Raw genomic sequence first — 22,905 nt, forward strand, 5'->3', positions numbered from 1 at the left:
AAAATTTAAACCAATAGGTATAAAAAAAGGGATGAATCACTTCATCCCTTTCGATAATAGTCTATTTTTAAACCATTATGCACGTTCTAAATAGTCACCAGTACGAGTGTCTACACGAACGCTTTCTTCTTGCTGTACGAATAATGGAACACGTACAACTGCACCAGTTTCAAGCTTAGCCGGTTTACCGCCACCGCCTGAAGTATCACCACGTACACCTGGATCAGTTTCAACGATTTTTAATACAACGAAGTTTGGCGCGCTCACAGTTAAAGGAACACCATTCCATAACATGATTGTGCAAAGTTCATTTGAGTCATCTTTCAACCATTTAGCCGCGTCGCCCATAGCAACTTTATCAGCAGCGATTTGTTCGAAAGATTCTGGATCCATGAAGTTCCACATTTCACCGTCGTTATACAAGTAGTTCATTTCAACTTCTTGGATGTCAGCAGCTTCTAGTGAATCACCAGATTTGAAAGTTTTTTCTAAAACTTTACCAGTTTTAAGGTTACGTAATTTTACGCGGTTAAAAGCTTGGCCTTTACCTGGTTTTACGTATTCGTTTTCCATGATTGAACATGGGTTACCGTCAAGCATGACCTTAAGGCCTGACTTGAAATCATTCGTAGAATAATAGGCCATGACTGGCTCACTCCAAACTTACTAACTTTAATCTATAGATGCTATGGGCTGTAACATGTCATTTAGCAAGTACTGACTGTAACATTGGCTGCCACATGCACATTAATGTGATATTGCGTATTCTAAATGACCAATGCACCATGTCGCAACGAAAAAATCCCCATTAAAGGGGTCAAGCTGCTTAACTTACACTCAGACATTAAAGAACTTTGTTTATACAATGCCCACAAACAGGTAAAATTGCTGTTTACTGAAACTTAATAAATGTTTCGTAGGCTTCATCCGTTGTGAGCTTTATCGGAATTATTTCAGCTTACACTTCAAAGTTCGACGCATTAATTTCAGCAATATTCCCCCACTCACCTTTCTGCATTTTTTAAACAATCGGCATGATAAACTATTTATTTCAAGAGCAAAACTGGCAAACTCAATTGAGTGATTTGATTACAAATCCTCAAGAATTACTCGATGTATTAGAACTTTCGCATGATCAGTTATTATCGGGTGCTCAGTTCGCAGCAGATGAGTTTCGCCTACGCGTGCCGCGCGCTTTTGTCGAAAAAATGCAAAAAGGTAATCCGCTCGATCCGCTTTTACTCCAAGTCCTACCGCATCATTTGGAACTTGAAGAGCACGCCGGTTTTGTTACCGACCCATTAGGTGAAGAGCAGGCTAACCAACAGCCAGGGGTATTACATAAGTACAAGTCTCGTTTTTTACTGACTTTAACCGGTGCCTGCGCGGTCCATTGCCGTTATTGTTTCCGCCGTCATTTTCCATACCAAGAAAACCTGCCTAAAAATGACGATTGGCCAAACATTAAACAATATATTGAACAACAACCCGATATTAATGAAGTGATTTTAAGTGGTGGAGACCCGCTCACACTATCAAATCGTAAACTTCAAGTGTGGATTGAACGTTTATCGACTTTACCACAAATTAAATTTTTGAGAATTCATTCACGAGTTCCTATCGTAATCCCCAACCGTGTCGATGAAGAGCTGGTTTCTATTTTAAAAAACAGTAGGCTACGCATTATTCTAGTGGTACACTCAAATCATCCATCAGAGCTAGATGACTTCACGTGCAGCCAGCTTCAACAGCTTGTCAAACAAGGAATCACCGTGCTGAACCAAGCAGTCTTATTAAAAGGGGTTAATGATTCTGCAGAAGCATTGGTCGATTTGAGTTACCGCTTATTCGACGCAGGTGTAATGCCATATTATTTGCATGTTCTGGATAAAGTAAAAGGTGCTCATCATTTTGATACACCAGCTCAGGATATTGATTTAATTTATAAAAAAGTTTTAGAGAACCTACCTGGTTATTTGGTTCCTAAACTTGTACGGGAAATAGCGGGCGAAAAAAACAAGACACCGCTTTTTGGGGCTTCAACTTTTTGAGTTAAATAATAAAGATGACCACGCATACTTCAGATACGTTTTACAATCCGACTGAATTAAAGCTGGATAAATTAAGCTTTTGTCCGACCAATGCTAAAGGTCTGCAAGAGTGGTTAAACGGTATTTCAATTTTACAATTGGGTACCTCATCTAAAGCTTTATTCAATGCCTTACTTGAAATCTCCGAGCTGAAATGCCAAGAGATGTTACGTTTTGATTTGGTTCAAATTTTACATCCAACTATGGAAAGTGTGCTCACAAGCTTAGAAAAACACTTTACCAATCAGAGCCTCATTACCACGGATCGTAATGACCAAATCATTGAATTGGCCATGTTATTACGTAGCCACTTTGCCAAAATCTATATTGATATTGCCAAACGATGTAATCAGCAGCTTAATCAACAAAAGTTTTCGATTTTTTCATTTGGCCATAAAAAAAGCTTACAAACCGCTCGAATTGCATCAATCTACTATGCGTTGCAACAACTGACACTGTTGTTGTATCAACAACATATGTTGTATGCCACCCCGACTACGGGGCAATGGATTGCAGCACATCAACTGATTGAATGCGCCATCGAACACAATTTCTACCAAAGTAATGTCAATCAGTTACTGGGTACTCAACATCAAATTGCAAATATTGCTCAAGCTTATGCACAATTAATCTTATTAGATATTTTCAATAATCATCAGATTCGCCCTGCTGAAATCCAAGGCTTGTATTTATGTAGCTTTGACTGGGCAAAATTGGTTCAAATCCTACCGAAAGAAACCACGCTTTCACGCTATGTTGTAGACACGAAAAAAGATCACCCACCGATTTATAACTCAAAACAAGATCGGTCTTATCAAGCCAATGTATACATTTCAACGCAAAACTTGCTCGATCATTTGACCGAAACGCAAACTAGAAATGCCAATTATTTATCTAAAAATGAAAAGTTATTTTTAACTCCAGCGCTATATTTCCATATTCATAATATTTTGACCAACAACACTGAACGTCGTCATGAACGTTATGAATATTCTGCGCAAATTAATATTTGCTTTAGCTTAATGGTGGCGCATTTCTATCTCTCTAAAGGTAAAAACTTCCACGAAACTTTAGATTTGGAAGGCAATTATCAATTCCACAATGAAGCCTCTTTTGTCAATTCGCATGATTCAAATATGCCAACAGGCATGACTAATGCGAAAGCGCTAGATCGTGAAGCAAAACAGATTCATACCGCTGACGTATTAGATATTAGTGTGAATGGTTATCGCATTAAATGGACTGGCCCTACCCCTGCTAATTTAAAAACCGGCGAATTTATTTTGATCCAAGAAAATGCCCAAAGCCAATGGCGTGGCGGTGTTGTTCGTTGGATCAAACAATCGACTGAAAAAAGTTTGGAATTGGGTCTCGAAGTACTGGCTCAAGATTTGTATCCATGTTCAGCCCATATTCGTACCGACCGCAATACAACAAATCATCAACCTGCTTTATTGGTACAGACCACACAACTTGATCAAGTGTCTACGACCTTAATTTTACCTGGGGCAAATCTCTTCCGAGAGAAACAAACGATCCACCTTCGCTTAGGCAAAGAAGACATCAAAGTCTATCTCACCAAAGCGCAGTTGGTGACGCAAAGCTTTATTCGCTTTGAATATGAATTATTGAATGAAGAGCAAGAAAATGTCGTTAAAGACTATATTGCGAAACAGAGCAATGAGATCAAAAATAACGACTTATGGGAAGCATTAAAGTGAGAAATCCATTACTATCCAAAAAACTAAAACGTACGGAAACTCGATTACTCATTATTGATGATAATCAAATACGTTTTAACCAGATACGTGATTTATTGACAGACAGCGAACATCAAGTTCATGCCATATTACTTGATGATTTACAAAATTTCGAAAAACAGCTGAATCTCAATTGGGACTTGATCATTTTTGGACGTGCTTATGATTTAAAATATGAACAAGCTTTAAGTTTAGTTCAACTATCGAGCCAACCGAATTTACCGATTATTTTACTTAAACCCGAAGACTATCAAGCAGAACAATATGCAAGTTTAGTCAAAAAAGGGATTTATGACATTGTCGATATTGCTGAACCTGAGAGTTTCTATTTTGGTTTAATCCGTGCTTTATCCTTTAGTCGCCTACAACAATCGCAGCAACATTTAATGGAAGAGCTCGAAACAGCTCAAATCCAAACCCAGTCTTTAGTTGAAGATAGTCGTAAAGCGGTTGCCGTGATTCAAGAAGGCATTCACATTCAAGCCAATGCTGAATATCTCACTTTGTTTGGTCTAAAAAATGAAGATGATGTAATTGGTCTGCCTTTACTCGATCTATTACAACCTACTGACCTCAACGACTTTAAGCAACGCTTTAAAAAAATTAGCCAAGGACAGCTCGATTTAGGACGTTTTGATCTTGTTTCACAAAATATCGCAGTGGCTGGGCAAAACCCACTAAAACTCGAATTTATTGCCGCGGCTGAAGAAGATGCTTTACAGCTCGCAATTGAAATTGGCAGTCAAAGCAGCAATGCTCAAGTTGAAGCTAGCCCACAAAAACCAAAAGCATTTCAACAACTCAACCGTACCATTGCTCAGCAACCTGCTAATGTAAATGCATTAGTTCTATTTACATTGGCTTCTTGTTCTGATGCGATTTTTCAAAAAGATTGGAATACTTATAAGAGCTATTTCACCAATATTAAAGACTTCTTGAAAGATCAGACTCATGCTCCATTATTTAGTTTAGATAATGGTGCAATCGTTGCCTTATTCCAAGCGGATAATCAGCTCAAACTTGAGTCTAAGTTGATTGGTCTTAACACCCTGAGCAAACCTCAATTACTCAGTGTAAACAATGAAACTTATCCATTAAATTTACGCATAGGATACAGTGTTTTAGACAGCGATATTCGTGATGAAGCACATTTTGATACCTTTATTGCGAAAGCCTTTAATACTGCGCTACCAACCAACCAACAAGCACCTGAAATCGATTTAACGATTCCATTAGAAATTGACATACCAAGTTTGGATTTCGGTACACCAGAAGCACAAATTGCGCCGATTGTCGTTAGTGATGAAGCTCCTGTTATCAAGGCCCTTCGCAACTGCTTAGAACGCGGTGAAATTCATCTTAAATATCAGCAACTGTATGATAAAGAAGATTCACATCTTTATACTTATGAAGTAACCAGCGGCTTTATTTTTGAAAATAAATGGAAAGATATCGCCCAACTACGTGAATTGGCTGAAGACTCAGAGCTATCCATTAAATTGGATCGTTGGATCTTGGTTGAATCGTGTAAACAGCTACACAACTTTATTACTCAGTTCCCTGAAGCTAAATTAATCGTTAACCTGAACAAGGAAGTGCTATATAACGACCGCACCTTCCCTGAGTTTATTTCAAAACTCATTACGATTATTCGTAGTAAATTGAAGAATCCACTGATTTTACAATTTGCAGAAGAAGACATTCAGCTCAATATTGATGCCGCTCAAAAAGCATTTGTTGAACTTCGTAAAAATGGTGCCGAACTGGCTTTACGTAATTTTGGTCATTCGATGTTTAGTGAATCATTATTACGTCAAATGGATGTTCACTGCTTAACACTAGATTCAAGCTTGACCCAAATGCTTGCAAACGACAAGTCATGCCAAGAGCTGCAAGAAAAAATTACCACTTATCATGAAATCAAAACTGTTGAAATCATGCTACGTGAATTAAATGACATGACACTGTTTGCCAATGCTTGGAATGTAGAAGCTCGTTTTATTCAAGGTGATTATTTCCAGAAGAAACTCGACCATCTCATCGATGTTCAGGACCAATAAGGTTCTGAACATTGCCGATTTAAGGTTTATCTTTTTATCGGCACAAAAAAAACGGGCATAAAGCCCGTTTTTTCGTTTTGGATATTAACGTTTGATAGAACGTGACATACCAGCAAAACGTTGTTTGAATTTGTCGATACGACCGCCAGTGTCAACGCTTTTCTGTTTACCAGTGTAGAATGGGTGACAAGCAGAACATACGTCTAGGTAAATAGTTTCTTTACCAAGAGCTGAACGAGTTTCAATTACGTTACCACATGAACATGTAGCAACTAAAGTTTCATATTTTGGGTGAATATCGGCGCGCATCGTCGATTACTCCTAAGATTTAAGAAGGTTTAGCTGTCATCGCAATTGATCACTCTTGCATCACTACAAGGAAGGCTTAAAAAAGCAGACCAACACCATAACAGACCATTCTTTTGGCCCACCGAGACGGATACCGCCAGAGCTAAGCACAACAAGTTGGGGCAAATTATAGCTGATTTTTTAATGTTAATAAATAGATATTCAAGGCTGAATCGCTCTACTCTTTATGTTGAGCTTGCTCTAAATATTTCTGATATTGTAATTCGACTGTCCGCTGAAATTGCGCTTGATCAAAATGCTTTAATTTTTCAATAAATGCAGGACAAAACGTCGCTGCATTTACTGGCTGTAATGATTTGCTCATACCCTCTAACATGCCTTGAAGCTGCTGTTTAAATTGTGCATCGACTGGCTGATCAACATCTTTTGCTTTTAATGGCTCTACACCATTAAAACGGACAGCCTGAACCGCAGCAATTAATTTTAGCTTTGCAGCTTGAAAAGCCTGATCTAATTCCGTATTCATCTGTGGTTGTCGATCACGACAAAAATCCAACATGGGCTGCAGGCTGATGAGCGGCATTTTTTCAATGACATCACGGTTACTATTTACGGATAAATCCTCTTGGGCATGAACGACTGTGTTCAGACCCAAGAATAAAATAAAGACACCTTGTTTAATTTTCATGATTTTTTTTCATCTATATAAGGTATTTTAAAAGGACGTATTCATCTCGTCCTTATTCTTGCCCACGGCTTTGTTTTGCCCAAAGGTTGGCAATCACACCACAGACCATCAACTGAATTTGGTGAAAGATCATAATTGGTAAAACTATCATTCCCATCGGCTGACCAATAAAGAGAATTTGTGCCATGGGCACACCACTCGCCAAGGTTTTTTTAGAGCCACAAAAGAAAATCGTCTTTTGATCAGCTCGACTAAAGCCCAACCAACGCGGTACGTATAGCGCCAATAACATAATGATCGTTAACAAGACAGAGCACGCCACAATCAACAGGAATAAGGTTATACCACTTACTTGATGCCATAGCCCTGCCACCACTGCACTACTGAATGCACCATAGACCACCATCAAAATTGAGCCCTGATCAAATACCTTCACAATTTTTGGCATTTTCTTCATATAAGGAAACACCCAAGGACGGAGGAGCTGCCCTAAAATGAAGGGAATCAGTAATAACAGCGTAATTTGAATAATAGATGCAGTCGGATCGTAGTTATGTTGTGACTGACCGAGAATAAAATAGGCCACCATCACTGGGGTAATAAACATCCCAATAATATTTGAAAATGATGCACTACAGACTGCGCCAGCAACATTACCCTGTGCTACCGAAGTAAATGCAATAGAAGACTGTACTGTCGAGGGTAAAAAGCACATAAACAAAAAGCCCCAATACAACTCTTGCCCTAACATCGGCACGAGAATTGGTTTCGCCATTAAACCCAATAATGGAAATAATGCAAAGGTAAAACCAAAAACTAAAGCATGTAACTTCCAGTGCATTATGCCTTCAACCACAGCCTCACGAGATAACTTTGCACCATGGAGAAAAAATAAAATGGCAATTGCAGCCGTGGTAATATAGCCAAAGATTTCTGCAGCTTGACCACTAACAGGCAAAAAAGTCGCAAGTATGACCATTACAAAAAGTAGAATGGTAAAACGATCCAAAGCCAACATTTTCAGCATAACAACATCCTGTACAAATTTCCCTTTAAAGCTGATCGGCACAAAAATGCCCAATAAGCTAAATTTACCATTGAGTAAATTTCATCTTACTGGGCCATATAAATAAAGCCAGCTTTTCTCCGATATATTCATTATTTTAAACGTTGATAGTGAGCTCAACGCAAAAAAATTTATAAATAAGAATATTCAGAATTACAGATGACTTTATATTAATGATTGCACATTAATTATTTCGTGCATTTGAGTCTTGTTGGATCAACTCAATTTTATAGCCATCGGGATCTTCAACAAAGGCAATGACGGTCACACCACCTTTCATTGGTCCTGCTTCACGTACAACGTTTCCGCCACGTACTTTAATTTCTTCACAAGCCTTGTAGGCGTCATCTACAGCAATAGCGATATGGCCATACGCATTACCCAATTCATAACCATCTGTATCCCAGTTATGCGTTAACTCAAGTACAGTATGATTTTCTTCATCACCATAGCCCACAAATGCCAAAGTAAAACGACCTTCTTCATAATCACGCTTACGAAGCAAAGTCATACCGAGTACTTCAGTATAGAACGCCAATGAACGCTCTAAATTGCCTACACGTAACATGGTATGCAGCATGCGCATAATCGAGTTTCCTAAATCTATCATTATGTTTGAGTACTATAGGGATTTAACATGCAAAGTTCAATTTAAGTCTAGAACGCATATACCCGCTTATTTCAAATATGCTAGTCCAAAACCGCAGATATGCTTAGGCTATTTACAAGCTTAGAATAAAAAAGCCCGTTCAGATTGAATGGGCTTTTTTAATTCAAATTGAATTATAAACTAGATTTCTGTTCATGCTCTTTTAATAATTTAGCCACCCAAACTACTAAAATTAAAATCGGAATACCAATTAAAGTCGTCATCAAGAAAAAGTTCGGATAACCGATATTGGTCACAATCGTACCAGAATAACCGCCTAAAATTTTAGGGGTTAAGGTCATTAATGAACTGAAGATAGCATATTGAACAGCTGTGAAAGAAACACTGGTTAAACTCGATAAAAATGCGATAAACGCCGCGCCTGCAAGTCCTGACGCCAAATTATCAACAATAATCGCGAAATATAACCACAGCGAACTATAAGGCTTAATGACCTTTCCTTTGATGTCCACATTCTGTTCAGCACTTGCCAAATTAATCGGTTGAATATCAACACCAAGTACACCCACCATATTGGCTGATGTATTCACTTGATAGGTTAAATCGACACTCTTTTTCACTACATCATTTTCTAGCAGTTGAGCCGTTAATGTTTTTTGCTTTGCTGTTTCGAGCGCTTGCCCTGGAATTGCAGCACTAAAAACACCAGTTTTATCAAGCTTTGCGTCGAATGGTTTAGCATCCAGAATAATTTGAATTTTTTGATTTTCTTTTAACGCGCCAGCCAAGTATTGTCCACGGACCACGATACTATTTGCAGTCTCTTGAGCTGAAATCGTGTTATCTGAAGTCACTGGCAGCAACATCATTGCTGCGTTTGAAAAAGCATTATTCAGATACGGCAAACTCACCTGTACTGGATGTTGATTCTTAGACTGATAATCCGCACTGACTTTAATATTTTGATCTGCAGCCAAGACTGCTTTTGGAATTTGAACTGCCCAAGCTCCCGTGTCATCCGGCGTCGCTGTATATTGCTGCCCTGCTACATTTACAGTGACATCGCTCAATGGCTGACCTGATTTGACCAGGCCGATAAAAATCAAGTTTGTTGAACTTGCTAATATCGCACCGACAAACATTAATTTCATAATGTTCATGCGCTGCGCTAGCAAACCACCAAGGAAGCCACCAACCAAGCTGAAAATCACACCATAGACTTTTACAGCTTCAGCAATCTGCTCTTTGGTGAAGTTTAAATCTTGATAAAACACATTAGAAATGACGCCGGCGATAATATCGGAAATACGGTAAAAACCAATAAGTAACAACAGTACTAAAGCCAGTTTTAGACCATAGCGCTTAAAGAAATCTGCAACTGGATTAACCCAAGTTTCAAATGCCATCTGCTTATTTACAGCACCTGATTTCACTAAAACTGAACCGATACTAAAAGCAACCACAGCTGAACCAATAAAGCGCACAGCCTCTAAACAGAACAAGGTAAATGAATCTGAAATTTGCCACTGCTCTTTCAAACTTTCAACCGCTACACCTGAATAGATATAACTCAAGACAAAGGCAACCACCGCAGCAAAGAATACAGCGACTAAGCGATAATAGTCGGTCCGTTTATAATGCTTTTGTACACGGTCAACCTGCGGCTCACGTATCGATAAAGTTGTAATAATACCAATAACCATCACAGCAGCCATTGCAAGATAAGTATATTTCCAAGCTTCATAAATATAGTTACCTTTGGCTGTGCCTAAATATGCCGCCAAAAATAACGCCCCTGCACCTGCCACGATCATGCCGATACGATAACCTGCATTATAAGTCGAAGCTAAAACGGTCTGCATTTCAGTTTCTGCCAACTCAATACGATAAGCATCAATCACAATGTCTTGCGTTGCGGCAGAAAAACCAAGTAATACGGCTCCAGCAGCCATTTGGTAAATATAGCTTTGCCCTAAAGCTGGGTCTGAAAATGCCATGATACAAATTGCACAGATAATGAGAACTTGAGCGATCAACAACCATGCACGGCGCCGTCCGAGTTGTTTAGTTAAAAATGGCACAGGCAACTCATCTATTAAGGGTGCCCAAACAAACTTAAACGAATAGCCAAGCGCTGCCCAACTAAAAAAAGTCACTGCACTTTTATCAATTCCTGCTTCACCTAACCAAAGCGATAAACTGGAAAAGATCAGTAAAATTGGGATGCCGGCCGAAAAGCCAAGAAAAAGCATAATCAGCGCACGTCGGTCTAAAAATGCAGTAAAAGCAGATTTCCATCCTGAAGCTTGTGTTGTCATGACTCAGTTATTTTTGTCAAAATCGAATGTTGCTATTCAAGCGCTTAATGACAACGGTTTCAACAACATTTATGAAATCATTGTTTTATTTTATCGATATTTCGCATGCTGTTGCTTGATCTTTGGCATTAAACCTGTATACCTTAATTACATATCTCTATTCTTTAGTTTTTTGGATTCAACAGTGACCCAGCGACTTGAACAAATTCACTCTTCTTTATCAACCACCATTAATGAAACCAACAAAAAAAACTTAGCAGAAACAGTAACGACACTAAAGAGCGCTTTTGATCAACCCGAAATACAGAATACTTTAACTAAAACCCAGTTGCAGCCACTTCAGCTGACGCATACACCTGAGCTAAAAAAAATACCAACGTCTACCAAGCGGATCAAACCACTTAATGACTTTTTAGGACAAGATCGTGCCCGAGCTTCGGTCGAGGCTGGCATTGCATTACCCTATTCAGGCTATAACATTTTTGCTGTAGGTACCGCAGGCTTAGGTAAGCGCACCATGATTAAGCGCTTATTACAACAACACGCTAAAAATATGCCAACGCCTTCAGACTGGGTCTATGTCAATAATTTTAAGTTTCCGCGTGAACCGATTGCGCTAAAACTTCCTTCTGGTCAAGCGACAAAATTCCAAGCGTTATTACATCAAAGTTGGCAAACTATATTAAAACAGCTTGAACGTCGCTTCACCGCAGAAACCTATCACAATCGCATTGAAATGATTCGCCAACATGCTGGTGATGAACAACATCTTGCTTTAGTTGAATTAACCCGAGAAGGTGAAGAGCTCGATCTTAAACTGATTTCTCAGGATGATGATCATTGTTTCGTTCCGATGCATTTGGTCGATAACAAATACCAAGAAATGTCGAAAGAAGACATCAATGCACTAAGCAGTAAACAACGAGCTGAAATTGCGTCAAACGTCCGTTATATGGATAAAAAACTTGAACGTCTTGGTCTACATCTTGGTGATCTTGAAGATGACGCACGCGATAAAGTTCAGGTTTTAAACCGTGAAATTGCTAAACAAGTCGTCATGCCGCGTATTGATGTAATTCAAAATAAATTCAGCATGGTTGAAGGCTTGGAAGATTATCTGAAGCAATATGCAGATGACATCATTCAAAATGTTGAGTTTGTGCTTGAGCAAGAAGAAGATGACTTTACACCTGGCCTATTTAACCGTGTGCCATCTCGCTACCAAGCTAACATCATCGCCACACACAAACCAAATGCTGGTGCGCCAGTTATTTTTGAAGATTTCCCAACCCATTACAATTTGCTAGGTCATGTCGAACAACTGACCCAAAATGGCACCATCACCACAGACTTTACCTTAATCCGTCCCGGTGCGTTGCATAAGGCCAATGGTGGATTCCTTATCTTGGAAGCAGAACAACTTTTAGAGCAGCCTTATGCATGGCAAGGTCTAAAACGTGCATTAAAGTCAGGACATTTAAAGCTGTCTTCACTTGAACATATGCTTACATTGACAGGCAGTATTTCGATTGAGCCTGAAGCTATTGATTTAAATATCAAAGTGATCCTACTTGCTGAACCTGATATTTATTACGATATTTTAGAACTCGAACCAGAACTGGGCAGTGTCTTTAAAATTCGTGCCGATTTTACCGATACATTACAACGTAATGATATTAATGAGCAGGCATATATGCAGCTAATTGCTGATTATGTGCAAACAGACAAACTTCTGCCGTTTGACCGTACAGCACTTGCTGCACTGTTAACTGATTCAAGTCGTCAAGCTGAAGATCAAAGCTCTTTGTCATTACATGCCCTCACCTTAGGTGATTTGATTCGTGAAGCACATCATCATGCAGCACTTGCTGGCGATAAAATGGTGACAGAAACACATATCAACACCGCTCTTGATCATCGTAAATACCGTCTAGGCTACTTACGTGAATTATATTGGCAAGATCTCACTCGCGGTACACAGTTAATCGAAACCAAAGGTCATCGATTCGGGCAGATTAACGCCCTCTCTGTGATTCAATATGCTGATGTTGAATTTGGTTTACCATCACGTTTAACGGCTTCGGTTTATCAAGGTGGCGGCGATATTTTAGATATCGAGCGTAGTGTAGAACTTGGTGGTTCTTTACATGCCAAAGGCGTCCTGCTGATGTCGAGTTTCTTAAAGGCACACTTTGGTCGTGAACAAATTTTACATTTTTCTGCTGCCCTTGCCTTTGAGCAAAGCTATGGCCAAGTAGATGGCGACAGCGCAACTGTTGCAGAGCTTTCAGCTCTTATTTCCGCTATTAGCCAATTACCGATCGATCAATCATGGGCAATCACTGGCTCAATGAACCAATTGGGTCAAGTTCAACCGATTGGTGGTGTAAATGCCAAGATTGAAGGCTTCTATGATGCATGTAAATTACAAGGGCTAACAGGCAAGCAAGGTGTGATTATTCCACGCCAAAATATGCAGCACTTGATGTTACGCAAAGATGTGATTGAAGCTGTGCAAAAAGGTCAATTCCATATTCACGCCATAGATACCATTGACCAAGCATTAGAAATTTTGATGGCGCGTCCAGTAGGCACTCTTGATAAAAAAGGTCGTTATAGCAAAGGCTCAATCTACGCTGCTGTCATGGAGCAACTTGAGTACTGGCAAGCAATTGAAGACGGTGCTGAGTTTGAGGAAGAAGAGCCAAAGAAAAAGAAAAAAAAGAAGAAGTCAAAAAAGAATAAAGATAAAAAGGCAAAGAAGTCTGAAGCTCAAGACAACTCTGCTGAAAATGAGCAAGTTGTTGAAGAAAGTCTGACTGAAGACAATCCGTCATAAATCTTCGATGAGTTTATTCATTTGTTGATTTTTCCACCATTCATTATGCTTTAAATGCCTATGAGAATGGTGGAAAAACGCATAACCCCAGACTTTTTAGATAATTAAGTCATAAAAAAAGCGCCTTAAAGGCGCTATTTTTTATCTGTATCCAATGATTAAAATCATCAAATACATATCCAATTAAGCTTCCGGAGCTGGGCTATATTGTTCAACTAAAGGTTGTAATTCACCTTTTTGGAACATATCAAGCATAATGTCACTACCACCGATCAATTCACCATTGATCCATAATTGTGGGAAAGTCGGCCAGTTTGCAATTTGTGGAAGAGTTGCGCGAATATCTTGATTTTCAAGAATATTTACATAAGCAAATGGACGACCAATTTGACTGAGCGCTTCTACTGCACGCGCAGAGAAACCACACTGTGGAAACTGTGGAGTGCCTTTCATGTAAAGTAGAACTGCGTGTTTAGCAATTTGGTCACGAATTAACGCTTCTGTATCGCGTGCTTGTTCAGTCATTGATAAATCCTCAATAAATCTGCTTCGCATTATACCCAAAACTGAGTAAAACAATATGACTAAAGCAATATTTCACGTTTTATTTACATTTCAGCTTTTCAAGTGAGTCATATTTTGCTTATATAGACCTCTTGATGCTCATATATATATATGGCGTCTCCTCTATATTATTTCAATCACCTGACAAATTAGAGTTAGTCATGAATAACATTACCCTTGCCCCAGTACAAACTGATCAACCATCGCACTTGATGCCAGTATTTGGCCGCCAACCGATCAGCTTTGTCCGAGGTCAAGGTGCTCACCTGTATACCGCAGATGGCACAGAATACTTAGACGCACTGACAGGGATCGCTGTTTGTGGTTTAGGTCACTCACATCCTGCAATTACAGCTGCAATTGCTGAACAGGCAGCGACTCTCATTCATACCAGTAACTTATTTGAAGTGCCTTGGCAAACGGCTGCTGCGCAAAAATTAGCTGAAGTTGCGGGTATGGAAGAAGTTTTCTTCTCAAATAGTGGTGCAGAATCAAATGAAGGTGCAATCAAAATTGCACGTAAATTTGGTCATATGCAAGGTGTTGCAAGCCCTAAAATTATTGTTGCTGATCATTCATTCCATGGTCGTACCATGGCAACGTTATCTGCGACAGGTAACAAAAAAGTTCAGGAAGGTTTTGGCCCACTGGTTGAAGGTTTCATTCGTGTGCCTTTCGGTGATATTGAAGCAATTGAAGAAGCTGCAATTCACCACCCAGACATCGTAGCGATTTTGGTTGAGCCGATCCAAGGCGAAGGTGGCGTCAACACGGCTCCTCAAGGTTTTAGCTATTTAGAAGATATTCGTCGTATCTGTAACCAACACAACTGGTTAATGATGCTTGATGAAGTGCAAACAGGTAACGGCCGTACTGGTAAATACTTTGCGTATCAACACACCAATATTGTTCCTGATGTGCTAACTACAGCTAAAGGTCTAGGTAATGGTTTCCCTATTGGCGCAGTCATGACTCAAGGTCGTGGTGTAGGCGTTTTAACAGCGGGTAACCACGGTTCAACTTATAGCGGTACAGCATTAGGTTCACGTGTGGTTTATACCGTGATTGATACCATTCAAAAGGAAAACCTTGTTGAAAATGCTGCAAATATGGGTGCGTATCTTGTTGAGCAATTCACAGAGCAACTTGCAGAGCAAAACGTGACTGTTCGTGGTTTTGGTTTAATGGTCGGCATTGAATTACCAAAAGCATGTGGCGAACTTGTGAATATTGCACGTGATGAGCATCACTTGATTATTAACGTAACAGCAGGCTCTGTGATTCGTTTATTACCTACGCTGAACATCAATAAAAAACAAGCGGATATCTTAATTGAACGCATTGTTAAAATGGTGAAAAACTTTCTAGCGTAATTTGTGCCGAAAGTAAAAAAAAGCCGCTGATTGCGGCTTTTTTTATATCTTCTTCAAATTTTTTTTGTTTTTATGAGGCTTCTTGGTATACACGTCCACCTGGTAATTGACTGAAATACAATTTTAATGCATCTAGGCAACGATGAATTTTAGTAGGCTGTTGATCACGTTTAGACATCACCGCATATAGAGTAAATGATGGTAAACGCCATTCTGGTAAAACTTCAACAAGAGAACCGTTTAATAAGTCTTTTTGCGTATCTAGATATAATATTCTTGCAATGCCATGTCCTTGTTGACACATTGCTTTTGCAGCAAATACATTATTTGTTGTAAATCGGGAGTGCACATCCAATGCAACCTGCTCTTTAGTCACTGCATTTTCAAATGCAAAATGCTGAAAGTTTCTAACCAAATTTATTTGAACCATATCATGATTTTGTAAATCTTCTGGTCGTGTAATTAAACTGGTTTGGTTGATATAGCTTGGTGCTGCAACGAGAACTTGTTCAACATGTGCCAATGGCACCACATGAAACTGTTGATCATCAATTTTTGAACTCATTCGTAGCGCAATATCAATGCGGCCATCAATTAAGTCGATATATTGATTATCTGCTTCTAGATGAACGGATAAACCGCGATGTGCCGACATCCAATGTGACAATGCAGGAATCACATGATTCGCACAAAGTTCTGGTGTTGATGCAATACGTAATTCACCGACTAAGTCGTCACGAAGTTCATTGATACGAATTTTGCCGCGCTCTGCGGCAGATAGCATCTCTTGGCAACTATGAAAAAAAGCTTGTCCAGCTTCTGTCAAACTTAACTTACGTGTTGAACGATGTAAAAGAATGACTTCCATATCCTGCTCTAGTGAGCGGATTTGCTGACTCACGGCACTCGTGGTAATACCTAACTCACGAGCAGCACCGCTAAACGAATTTTTTTCCACAACGCAAGCAAAGACACCCATTGCTCGAAGTTGATCTAACATAAATTTCCCTCATAAACTTATGAGAAGCTTCATCTTTCGATAAAAGCAACTCATTGTATTATACGGGGATATTTTGCTTTTGCATTATATATTTAATTATTTGGTAAAACTGAAGTTGGATTGATTGGTTTACCATCTAAACGCACTTGGAACTCAAGCATCGTGCGGTTGGTACCCGATGAACCCATCTCACCAATTTGCTGCCCTGCTTTCACAGTATCGCCACTTTTGACATTCATTTTACTGTTATGTGCATATGCAGTGATATAGCCATTAATATGCTTCACCAAAATTAAATTGCCGTACTCTTTAAGACCATCGGCGGCATAGACCACTTGACCATCAGCTGCTGCAAAAATAGGATCACCTGTATTACCTGCGTAACGTGTTCCTTTCACATTCGATGCTAAGTTATAGCCTTGTAATACCGTAGGACGCGATACTGGACTCACCCAACGTAAACTTGAAGAACTGACCACTGGCGTTGGAACTGTAGTTCGCGTCACTGTCGATGGAGTGGTTGAAGCTTGAGTCACGGGCGCTGTTTGCGTTGGCATTGCAATCGTTTGGCGTTGAATTGGTGCCGCTTGAGTCATGGCTTGTGTAGACGTCGTACGACGAGAGCCACTATTTTTAAGGCGAATGGATTGTCCAACATAGATGCGATAAGGCTGGGCAATATCGTTCATTTCTGCGATGCTGACATAGCTCAAGCCATAGCGAGCTGCGATGCCACTTAAAGTATCTCCCGAACGAACTGTATAATAATCCGGAGCAGTCGCATAACGGGTCGCATTATTAATTTGTGGTTTTGACGCACAGCCAGTCATGACCAAAGTTGTAACCACAGCAGCAGATAAAACAAGGGTCTTAAATAATGCTGCAGGAGCGGTAATAACGCGATATTGTGACACCAGGGACATCATCTTCCTCACTAATAATTCAAATATAGTCATTATGAATGGGCTAAGATTAGCAAAAATCCACTCTAAAAAAGTTGCGGCATAACCATTTTCACAAAGTTATAACACTAATACTTAAATTTTAGATAACTCTGCGTGTAAGTTATTCAAAATCTCATAGTTTGTAGCATCCATTTGTATAGGCGTTACACTGACATAACCATTTGCCACGGCAAAAAAATCTGACTCGATATCGGTTAAGCCTTTCTTAGGCTCTGCCACTGCCTCGCCTGCCAATCCAATCCAATAGACTTGACGACCACGCGGGTCTACATGACTGGTAATCGGTTTGGACTGTAAACGTCTTCCTTGATAGGTCACTTTGGTGCCTTGAAGTTCAGCAACATCTGGAATATTAATATTAAAAATATGTCGTGCAGGTAGCGCGGGTAGTCCATTGGCAATAAAATCATGCACCCATTGCGCGGCGACTGCATAATCTTCTGGGTTATTATAACTACGCACATTTGGCCCAGCCAAAGAGACGGCTAGCGCAGGTTGTTTCATTAAACGGCCTTCAAATGCCGCACCCACTGTCCCTGAATACAGCACATCATCACCCAGATTTGCGCCACTATTGATTCCACTCACCACTAGATCAAATTCAAAATCAAACAGACCATTCATTGATAAATACACACAGTCCGCAGGTGTACCATTTACCGCCCACATATTCGGTGCAATTTCGACAGGTCGTAATGGTCGATCTAAAGTTAAAGCACTTGAAAAACCGCTGCGTTCACTTTCAGGCGCCACAATCACCACACGACCGAGAGGACGCAATGCATGTGCTAAAGCTTGGATACCGGGAGCAAAAACGCCATCATCATTGGCAATTAAAATATTCACAACTAAATTTCCATTACTAAAAAATTAAAAATGACTCGCAAGAACATTTTATTGAAATATATGAATAATTATATATATTTACATTTCAACATCCAGCATAAATGTGTGTGTACAAAATGAATAAAACCGTAGCACTTCGTGGTTTATTGAGCTTTGCTCTAGCAGCTTGCATGACTCAAACTGTGGTCGCAAACAATGACTTCACTCAAGAAGAAGCCAATACCATCGTAAAAGAAGATATTGCATCTGCACAAGTCATGTTAGAAGTATGCCCTGCGATTATTGGTCAAAATGCAAAATTTGATGCCAACATTCAAGCACTCACTAAAACTTATCTTGCTGATTATTCTGATAAATCAATGACATTAGAAAAATTACAGTCTGACAGCGAATATAAATCAGTTCTTGAAGAAGCGCGTCAAGCTGCTAAAGAAACTGATAAAGCTGAGCAAAAATCAGTTTGTGATGACGTTTTAAGTTATGAAGGTTAATTGATCATTCAGCTTTGGACGTCCTCTCCATAGGTTAGTCCTTATTGCATCAAACCTGCAAAAAAAAGGATGACGCTTTATAGCCTCATCCTTTTTTCTTTCACAATGTATTGATTTTTAAACAGCTTCAATACAATTTTCTACTGATCTCTACCAGAAATACGATTAAGCTAGGCAAATAAATTTTAGCTATTTGATATCTTTTAGGTAATTAACAGGTTATTTAAATGAAAAACTCCTTTGTAAAATCTCTTTGTGCCCTTAGCCTTTCTGCTTTTGCTTTCACTACCATGTCTGCACATGCCGCAGATGAAAAAATTGAAGTCACCCCTACACCTCAAGTGACCAGTCAAGAACTTGCAGCTATCTATGTACTATCTGAAGTCTGCCCAAAATTGGTGAATGACAAAGATCAACCAAAGTTTGAAGCGGGTTATGCAAAATTAGCTAAAGAATATATGCCGAATGAAAAGAACCCAGTAAATGCTTTACAGCAACTCAGCAAACAAAAAAGTTTTAAAGACGCTTTAAAAGAAGCGCAGTCTGATGCGAAGAAAGCTGGCGATAAGAAAAATGGTGCGATTTGCAAAGAATTGACTGCTTACAGCAAATAATACCAATTGGTTACAATACTTTTAAAATAAGCGCTTGCACCCCATAGCAGTCCGCCTAGCTTTGTCCTAAAATGCTAGGCTCTTTGTGCTTATACCTAAGTTATTGGAACCACCCAGAATGACCCGAAAAACCGCCCTTGCCGCATTACTACTTGCACCTAGTTTTTCATTCGCGGCAACTGTCCTTTCTGCACCACCTGAATTAAATAATAAATCTTATGTGCTGATGGACTATGAGACAGGGCAAATCCTTGCTTCTAAAAATGAAAACGAAAAATTAGCTCCTGCTTCAATGACAAAAATGATGACCAGTTACATCATTGAACAAAAGTTATTAAGCGGTGAACTAACTGAAAATGAAAAAGTACGTATGAATGAGTCGGCTTGGTGTCGCGGCAGCAGCACTGAGTCATGTATGTACGTTCCGCTCAACGGTACTGCAACTGCATTAGAAATGTTACGTGGCATTATCATTCAGTCGGGTAATGACGCTTCTAAAGCTATGGCAGAACATATTGCTGGCAATGAAGGCACCTTTGCCCACATGATGAACCAAGAAGCGAAACGTATTGGCATGGTGAATACTCAATTCATCAATGCGACAGGTATGCCAGCTGAAGGTCATTTCTCGACTGCCAAAGATATGGCGACTCTTGCGCAACATATCATTCATGACAGTTCAAAATACTATCCAATCTACTCTGAAAAAGAATTTACGTTCAATGGCATTAAACAAGGCAACCGTAATGCCCTGCTTTATACTGACCCAAGTGTAGATGGTTTAAAAACTGGTCATACTGAAGAAGCGGGCTACTGCTTAACGACTTCAGCTAAACGTGGTCCATTACGTTTAATTTCAGTGATTTTTGGTGCGCCAAGCATGAACGAGCGTGCATCACAAACACGTGAAATTTTAGCTTGGGGTTATGCAAACTTTGAAACTGTAAAAGTTCAACCTGCTAAACAAGTGCTTGCAAAAGCAAAAGTTTGGTACGGTAAAGACAATCAAGTTCAAGTAGGTCTAGCTGAAAACTTTAACGTGACGATGCCTAAAGGCGAAGCGAACGCCATTAAAACTCAATTGGTTGTTCAACCAAAATTAACTGCTCCTTTAAAACAAGGTCAAGTGGTCGGTAAATACGTTGCAACGCTTAATGGCAAAGTCATTGCTGAAAAACCACTTGTAGCTCTACAAAATGTTGAAGAAGCTGGTTTCTTTGCAAAAATGATTGATCACATCAAACAATTCTTTAGCAACTTATTCTAAGTTTGATGAAAACTCGATATTAAGACTAAAGTGAAAGCATCTAGATTTCGGTCTAGGTGCTTTTTTATTTTATACTGCCTAAAAACCTGTAGATGACTTTCCTATGAGCCAAAACATTCGCCCTTATTTAGACACTGTTCCACGTATTGCTGACTCTTGCTATATCGATGAAATGTCAGTGGTGATTGGCGATGTTGTATTGGCTGAAAATGTCTCTGTTTGGCCATTTGCTGTGATTCGTGGTGATGTAAACCATATTCGTATTGGTAAAAACTCTAATGTGCAAGATCACTCAATGTTGCATGTGAGTCATAAAAAAGCCGATAAGCCTGAGGGTTCTCCACTGATTATTGGTGAAGATGTCACAATTGGTCATCATGTAAAATTGCATGGCTGTACTATTGGTAATCGTGTTTTGGTGGGTATAGGTACGATTATTTTAGATGATGTAATTGTTGAAGATGATGTGATGATTGGTGCTGGTTCACTGGTTCCACCTAATAAGGTTCTAGAAAGTGGTTATTTATATGTTGGTAGTCCCGTTAAGAAAGTTCGACCTTTAACAGATAAAGAAAAAGCGTTCTTGCCTTATTCAGCGCAAAATTATGTGAAGGTGTCTGGGAATTATAAATAAAATAGATTTTATTTAGGTTAATTTTATATTAAAGCATTATTTCAATGCTAAAAATTTATTTATTGTTTTGCACCTAAAATGCATATATTAGAATAAATATAAAATTAGATAGTATTTCCTTAGTTACATTTTCAAATTTTATTAGTCATCTTATTTTGTTAAGCTCGAATATAATTACAATATTTGGACATAGTATGACTAGCCCTACTTTTTTTGCATCAACTGCCAAAAGAGCAGCTACAAAAGCTTTCAAAAGAAGATATAAAAAAAATTCATGAGGCAGAACAACTATATTGGAATCATAAGCCTCACACAAAATATTATGTAGCATTTAACGGTGCAAAAACTAAAAATGGTGGACTTGTTCGGGCATCAAATCATACTTTTAAAGTCCAAGGGATATCATTAGCATTGATAGGTGATGAAGCCATATACTTAGATGGTTTAACAGCAAATTATCTCTGGCGCAGGATCGCTTTTCAATGTAGATGGTCGATCAGCCGCTCTAATCGGTTCATTTTTAGAAAATGGCGATGAAATTATTAATAGTCCAATTACTTCTCATGTATTACGCTTATATCATGATGCGATATCCCCTATAGGCTTTATGACTACAACAATTGGAGACTCAAAAAATGTCTAAAGGATTCGGCATTCATGGGTCTACAACGAGCCACGGAGGAACAGTCATATCCTCTCAGTTCAGAAGTTCACAGATGGGGAATCTTTTTCTTCGTGCTGGAGATGGTTTCGCATGTCCGAAATGTAAAACTTGGTCTACGTTAATTAAAAGTAATAACCACGTTATTTTTGATGGCAAGGCTGTAGCATATGTAGGCGATAAGTTCACTTGTGGTGCTACCTTACTCCCTAAGCAAGTACATGTAGTTGGAGCTAGTGGTGGTCCTAGTAATTCATCCGTCTTAAATTTACAGACAACATCTCAACAAAGTAATAATTTGGCAAACAATTTTAGCCGTAACAAAGAAAATTATGAAAATTATTATATAGAACAAAATAGAACTCAATACGTGAAATTCAAAAATTTAATTCTTCCTTATGATGAGGATAAAAGGGTTGGATAGGAGTTGTTTCTCAAGCTATTTCTGGGACTTGTGAATATATTGTTAGCTATATTTTAAAGGGTCGTGAATTATTTATAACAGTTTCCTATATAGCCCCTCCATTAAAAGGAGATGCTAAAATTAAACCTTTTGTTTCAGTAAAAATATTTAGAGAAAAAGCAAGAGATTTTAAACTACTCTCACAAAAAAATTTAGAAATAGGGAATGGTGTCTGGAATACTGAAAAGGGTAAAGAACCAGTTGGATCAGGAACAATTCTTCTTCCGGAGCCCAATTTATCTTTAATTAAAGTTGAAATGCAAATGGGATATGAAGCCAAATTAGAT

Annotated in this window: 20 protein-coding genes and 1 pseudogene; 11 read left to right on the top strand and 10 right to left on the bottom strand. The window is 39.0% G+C overall.

Translation table 11 applies throughout. The annotated features are described in order from the left end of the window. Positions 1 to 75: 75 nt before the first annotated feature. The gene (gene efp / locus FTU62_RS03795; RefSeq protein ID WP_067762759.1) at positions 76 to 645 is read right to left on the bottom strand and encodes an elongation factor P; all 570 of its coding nucleotides are present in this window, start codon (positions 643 to 645) and stop codon (positions 76 to 78) included. 389 nt (positions 646 to 1,034) lie between these two features. On the opposite strand from efp, the gene epmB reads away from it, so the two are divergent. Genes epmB through FTU62_RS03810 form a run of 3 tightly spaced genes read left to right on the top strand, consistent with a single transcriptional unit; the run spans position 1,035 to position 5,910 of the window. Next, the gene (gene epmB, locus FTU62_RS03800) at positions 1,035 to 2,051 is read left to right on the top strand and encodes an EF-P beta-lysylation protein EpmB (protein WP_111884232.1); all 1,017 of its coding nucleotides are present in this window, start codon (positions 1,035 to 1,037) and stop codon (positions 2,049 to 2,051) included. Between the two features lie 14 nt (positions 2,052 to 2,065). Next, positions 2,066 to 3,811, top strand: a complete 1,746-nt coding sequence (locus tag FTU62_RS03805) for a GTPase (protein ID WP_180084770.1) — start codon at positions 2,066 to 2,068, stop codon at positions 3,809 to 3,811. Then, positions 3,793 to 5,910, top strand: a complete 2,118-nt coding sequence (locus tag FTU62_RS03810) for an EAL domain-containing protein (protein WP_180101879.1) — start codon at positions 3,793 to 3,795, stop codon at positions 5,908 to 5,910. Before FTU62_RS03805 ends, FTU62_RS03810 begins: the two co-directional genes overlap by 19 nt. A gap of 84 nt (positions 5,911 to 5,994) precedes the next feature. Here FTU62_RS03810 and rpmE read toward each other — a convergent pair whose 3' ends face one another. The 5 genes from rpmE to FTU62_RS03835 all read right to left on the bottom strand — a co-directional run bounded on the left by rpmE (position 5,995) and on the right by FTU62_RS03835 (position 10,901). Continuing rightward, positions 5,995 to 6,219, bottom strand: coding sequence for a 50S ribosomal protein L31 (gene rpmE, locus FTU62_RS03815; RefSeq protein WP_078190165.1), 225 nt, complete (start codon positions 6,217 to 6,219; stop codon positions 5,995 to 5,997). 217 nt (positions 6,220 to 6,436) lie between these two features. After that, on the bottom strand, positions 6,437 to 6,907 hold the full coding sequence (locus FTU62_RS03820) for a hypothetical protein (RefSeq protein ID WP_180101880.1): 471 nt from the start codon (positions 6,905 to 6,907) through the stop codon (positions 6,437 to 6,439). 52 nt (positions 6,908 to 6,959) lie between these two features. Continuing rightward, positions 6,960 to 7,934 (bottom strand): bile acid:sodium symporter family protein, encoded by a 975-nt coding sequence (locus FTU62_RS03825; RefSeq protein WP_180101881.1) that lies wholly within the window; start codon positions 7,932 to 7,934, stop codon positions 6,960 to 6,962. A gap of 223 nt (positions 7,935 to 8,157) precedes the next feature. Beyond that, complete coding sequence (gloA, locus tag FTU62_RS03830; protein ID WP_180101882.1) at positions 8,158 to 8,559, bottom strand: lactoylglutathione lyase; 402 nt, start codon at positions 8,557 to 8,559, stop codon at positions 8,158 to 8,160. Between the two features lie 197 nt (positions 8,560 to 8,756). Continuing rightward, entirely contained in the window at positions 8,757 to 10,901 is a 2,145-nt protein-coding gene (locus tag FTU62_RS03835) for an MFS transporter (RefSeq protein WP_180101883.1), read from the bottom strand. Between the two features lie 184 nt (positions 10,902 to 11,085). Here FTU62_RS03835 and FTU62_RS03840 point away from each other — a divergent pair, with 184 nt between their 5' ends. Then, entirely contained in the window at positions 11,086 to 13,740 is a 2,655-nt protein-coding gene (locus tag FTU62_RS03840; RefSeq protein ID WP_180101884.1) for an ATP-binding protein, read from the top strand. A gap of 183 nt (positions 13,741 to 13,923) precedes the next feature. Here the strand turns inward: FTU62_RS03840 and grxD are convergent, their stop codons facing one another. Further along, entirely contained in the window at positions 13,924 to 14,265 is a 342-nt protein-coding gene (gene grxD / locus FTU62_RS03845; RefSeq protein ID WP_067762767.1) for a Grx4 family monothiol glutaredoxin, read from the bottom strand. A gap of 200 nt (positions 14,266 to 14,465) precedes the next feature. Between grxD and FTU62_RS03850 the strand changes: the two genes are divergently transcribed. Beyond that, the gene (locus FTU62_RS03850; protein ID WP_180084763.1) at positions 14,466 to 15,677 is read left to right on the top strand and encodes an aspartate aminotransferase family protein; all 1,212 of its coding nucleotides are present in this window, start codon (positions 14,466 to 14,468) and stop codon (positions 15,675 to 15,677) included. Between the two features lie 70 nt (positions 15,678 to 15,747). On the opposite strand, the gene FTU62_RS03855 is transcribed toward FTU62_RS03850, so the two are convergent. The 3 genes from FTU62_RS03855 to surE form a co-directional block, all read right to left on the bottom strand. Beyond that, entirely contained in the window at positions 15,748 to 16,677 is a 930-nt protein-coding gene (locus FTU62_RS03855) for a LysR family transcriptional regulator (protein ID WP_111884224.1), read from the bottom strand. A 92-nt stretch (positions 16,678 to 16,769) separates the two neighbouring features. After that, a complete protein-coding gene (locus FTU62_RS03860; RefSeq protein ID WP_078191836.1) occupies positions 16,770 to 17,600 on the bottom strand; it encodes a peptidoglycan DD-metalloendopeptidase family protein in 831 nt (276 codons plus the stop codon). 114 nt (positions 17,601 to 17,714) lie between these two features. Next, a complete protein-coding gene (gene surE, locus FTU62_RS03865; protein WP_111884223.1) occupies positions 17,715 to 18,488 on the bottom strand; it encodes a 5'/3'-nucleotidase SurE in 774 nt (257 codons plus the stop codon). A gap of 116 nt (positions 18,489 to 18,604) precedes the next feature. Here surE and FTU62_RS03870 point away from each other — a divergent pair, with 116 nt between their 5' ends. The 6 genes and pseudogenes from FTU62_RS03870 to FTU62_RS03890 all read left to right on the top strand — a co-directional run bounded on the left by FTU62_RS03870 (position 18,605) and on the right by FTU62_RS03890 (position 22,579). After that, a complete protein-coding gene (locus FTU62_RS03870) occupies positions 18,605 to 18,979 on the top strand; it encodes an MCR_0457 family protein (protein ID WP_180101885.1) in 375 nt (124 codons plus the stop codon). Between the two features lie 227 nt (positions 18,980 to 19,206). Beyond that, positions 19,207 to 19,593: an MCR_0457 family protein gene (locus FTU62_RS03875; RefSeq protein ID WP_111884221.1), complete on the top strand. Its 387-nt coding sequence runs from the start codon at positions 19,207 to 19,209 to the stop codon at positions 19,591 to 19,593. Between the two features lie 118 nt (positions 19,594 to 19,711). Further along, the gene (gene dacC, locus FTU62_RS03880) at positions 19,712 to 20,860 is read left to right on the top strand and encodes a D-alanyl-D-alanine carboxypeptidase PBP5/6 (RefSeq protein ID WP_111884220.1); all 1,149 of its coding nucleotides are present in this window, start codon (positions 19,712 to 19,714) and stop codon (positions 20,858 to 20,860) included. 103 nt (positions 20,861 to 20,963) lie between these two features. Continuing rightward, positions 20,964 to 21,494: a gamma carbonic anhydrase family protein gene (locus tag FTU62_RS03885; protein WP_111884219.1), complete on the top strand. Its 531-nt coding sequence runs from the start codon at positions 20,964 to 20,966 to the stop codon at positions 21,492 to 21,494. A 194-nt stretch (positions 21,495 to 21,688) separates the two neighbouring features. Further along, positions 21,689 to 22,137: pseudogene (locus FTU62_RS17345) on the top strand (PAAR domain-containing protein). Further along, entirely contained in the window at positions 22,130 to 22,579 is a 450-nt protein-coding gene (locus tag FTU62_RS03890) for a PAAR domain-containing protein (protein ID WP_180101886.1), read from the top strand. The pseudogene FTU62_RS17345 and the gene FTU62_RS03890 overlap by 8 nt, the downstream one beginning before the upstream one ends. Positions 22,580 to 22,905 lie beyond the last annotated feature (326 nt).

Source organism: Acinetobacter sp. YH12126 (genome assembly GCF_013418745.1).
GTDB classification, from domain to species: Bacteria; Pseudomonadota; Gammaproteobacteria; order Pseudomonadales; family Moraxellaceae; genus Acinetobacter; species Acinetobacter amyesii.

Excerpts from the sequence above, each read along its gene's own strand:
- FTU62_RS03870 (WP_180101885.1), top strand. The coding sequence starts at position 18,605 with ATGAATAAAACCGTAGCACTTCGTGGTTTATTGAGCTTTGCTCTAGCA.
- FTU62_RS03890 (WP_180101886.1), top strand. The coding sequence starts at position 22,130 with ATGTCTAAAGGATTCGGCATTCATGGGTCTACAACGAGCCACGGAGGA.
- FTU62_RS03875 (WP_111884221.1), top strand. The coding sequence starts at position 19,207 with ATGAAAAACTCCTTTGTAAAATCTCTTTGTGCCCTTAGCCTTTCTGCT.
- rpmE (WP_078190165.1), bottom strand. The coding sequence starts at position 6,219 with ATGCGCGCCGATATTCACCCAAAATATGAAACTTTAGTTGCTACATGT.
- FTU62_RS03850 (WP_180084763.1), top strand. The coding sequence starts at position 14,466 with ATGAATAACATTACCCTTGCCCCAGTACAAACTGATCAACCATCGCAC.
- dacC (WP_111884220.1), top strand. The coding sequence starts at position 19,712 with ATGACCCGAAAAACCGCCCTTGCCGCATTACTACTTGCACCTAGTTTT.
- FTU62_RS03835 (WP_180101883.1), bottom strand. The coding sequence starts at position 10,901 with ATGACAACACAAGCTTCAGGATGGAAATCTGCTTTTACTGCATTTTTA.
- FTU62_RS03810 (WP_180101879.1), top strand. The coding sequence starts at position 3,793 with ATGGGAAGCATTAAAGTGAGAAATCCATTACTATCCAAAAAACTAAAA.
- FTU62_RS03885 (WP_111884219.1), top strand. The coding sequence starts at position 20,964 with ATGAGCCAAAACATTCGCCCTTATTTAGACACTGTTCCACGTATTGCT.
- grxD (WP_067762767.1), bottom strand. The coding sequence starts at position 14,265 with ATGACTGAACAAGCACGCGATACAGAAGCGTTAATTCGTGACCAAATT.
- gloA (WP_180101882.1), bottom strand. The coding sequence starts at position 8,559 with ATGCGCATGCTGCATACCATGTTACGTGTAGGCAATTTAGAGCGTTCA.
- FTU62_RS03855 (WP_111884224.1), bottom strand. The coding sequence starts at position 16,677 with ATGTTAGATCAACTTCGAGCAATGGGTGTCTTTGCTTGCGTTGTGGAA.
- FTU62_RS03825 (WP_180101881.1), bottom strand. The coding sequence starts at position 7,934 with ATGCTGAAAATGTTGGCTTTGGATCGTTTTACCATTCTACTTTTTGTA.
- FTU62_RS03820 (WP_180101880.1), bottom strand. The coding sequence starts at position 6,907 with ATGAAAATTAAACAAGGTGTCTTTATTTTATTCTTGGGTCTGAACACA.
- efp (WP_067762759.1), bottom strand. The coding sequence starts at position 645 with ATGGCCTATTATTCTACGAATGATTTCAAGTCAGGCCTTAAGGTCATG.
- FTU62_RS03860 (WP_078191836.1), bottom strand. The coding sequence starts at position 17,600 with ATGTCCCTGGTGTCACAATATCGCGTTATTACCGCTCCTGCAGCATTA.
- epmB (WP_111884232.1), top strand. The coding sequence starts at position 1,035 with ATGATAAACTATTTATTTCAAGAGCAAAACTGGCAAACTCAATTGAGT.
- FTU62_RS03805 (WP_180084770.1), top strand. The coding sequence starts at position 2,066 with ATGACCACGCATACTTCAGATACGTTTTACAATCCGACTGAATTAAAG.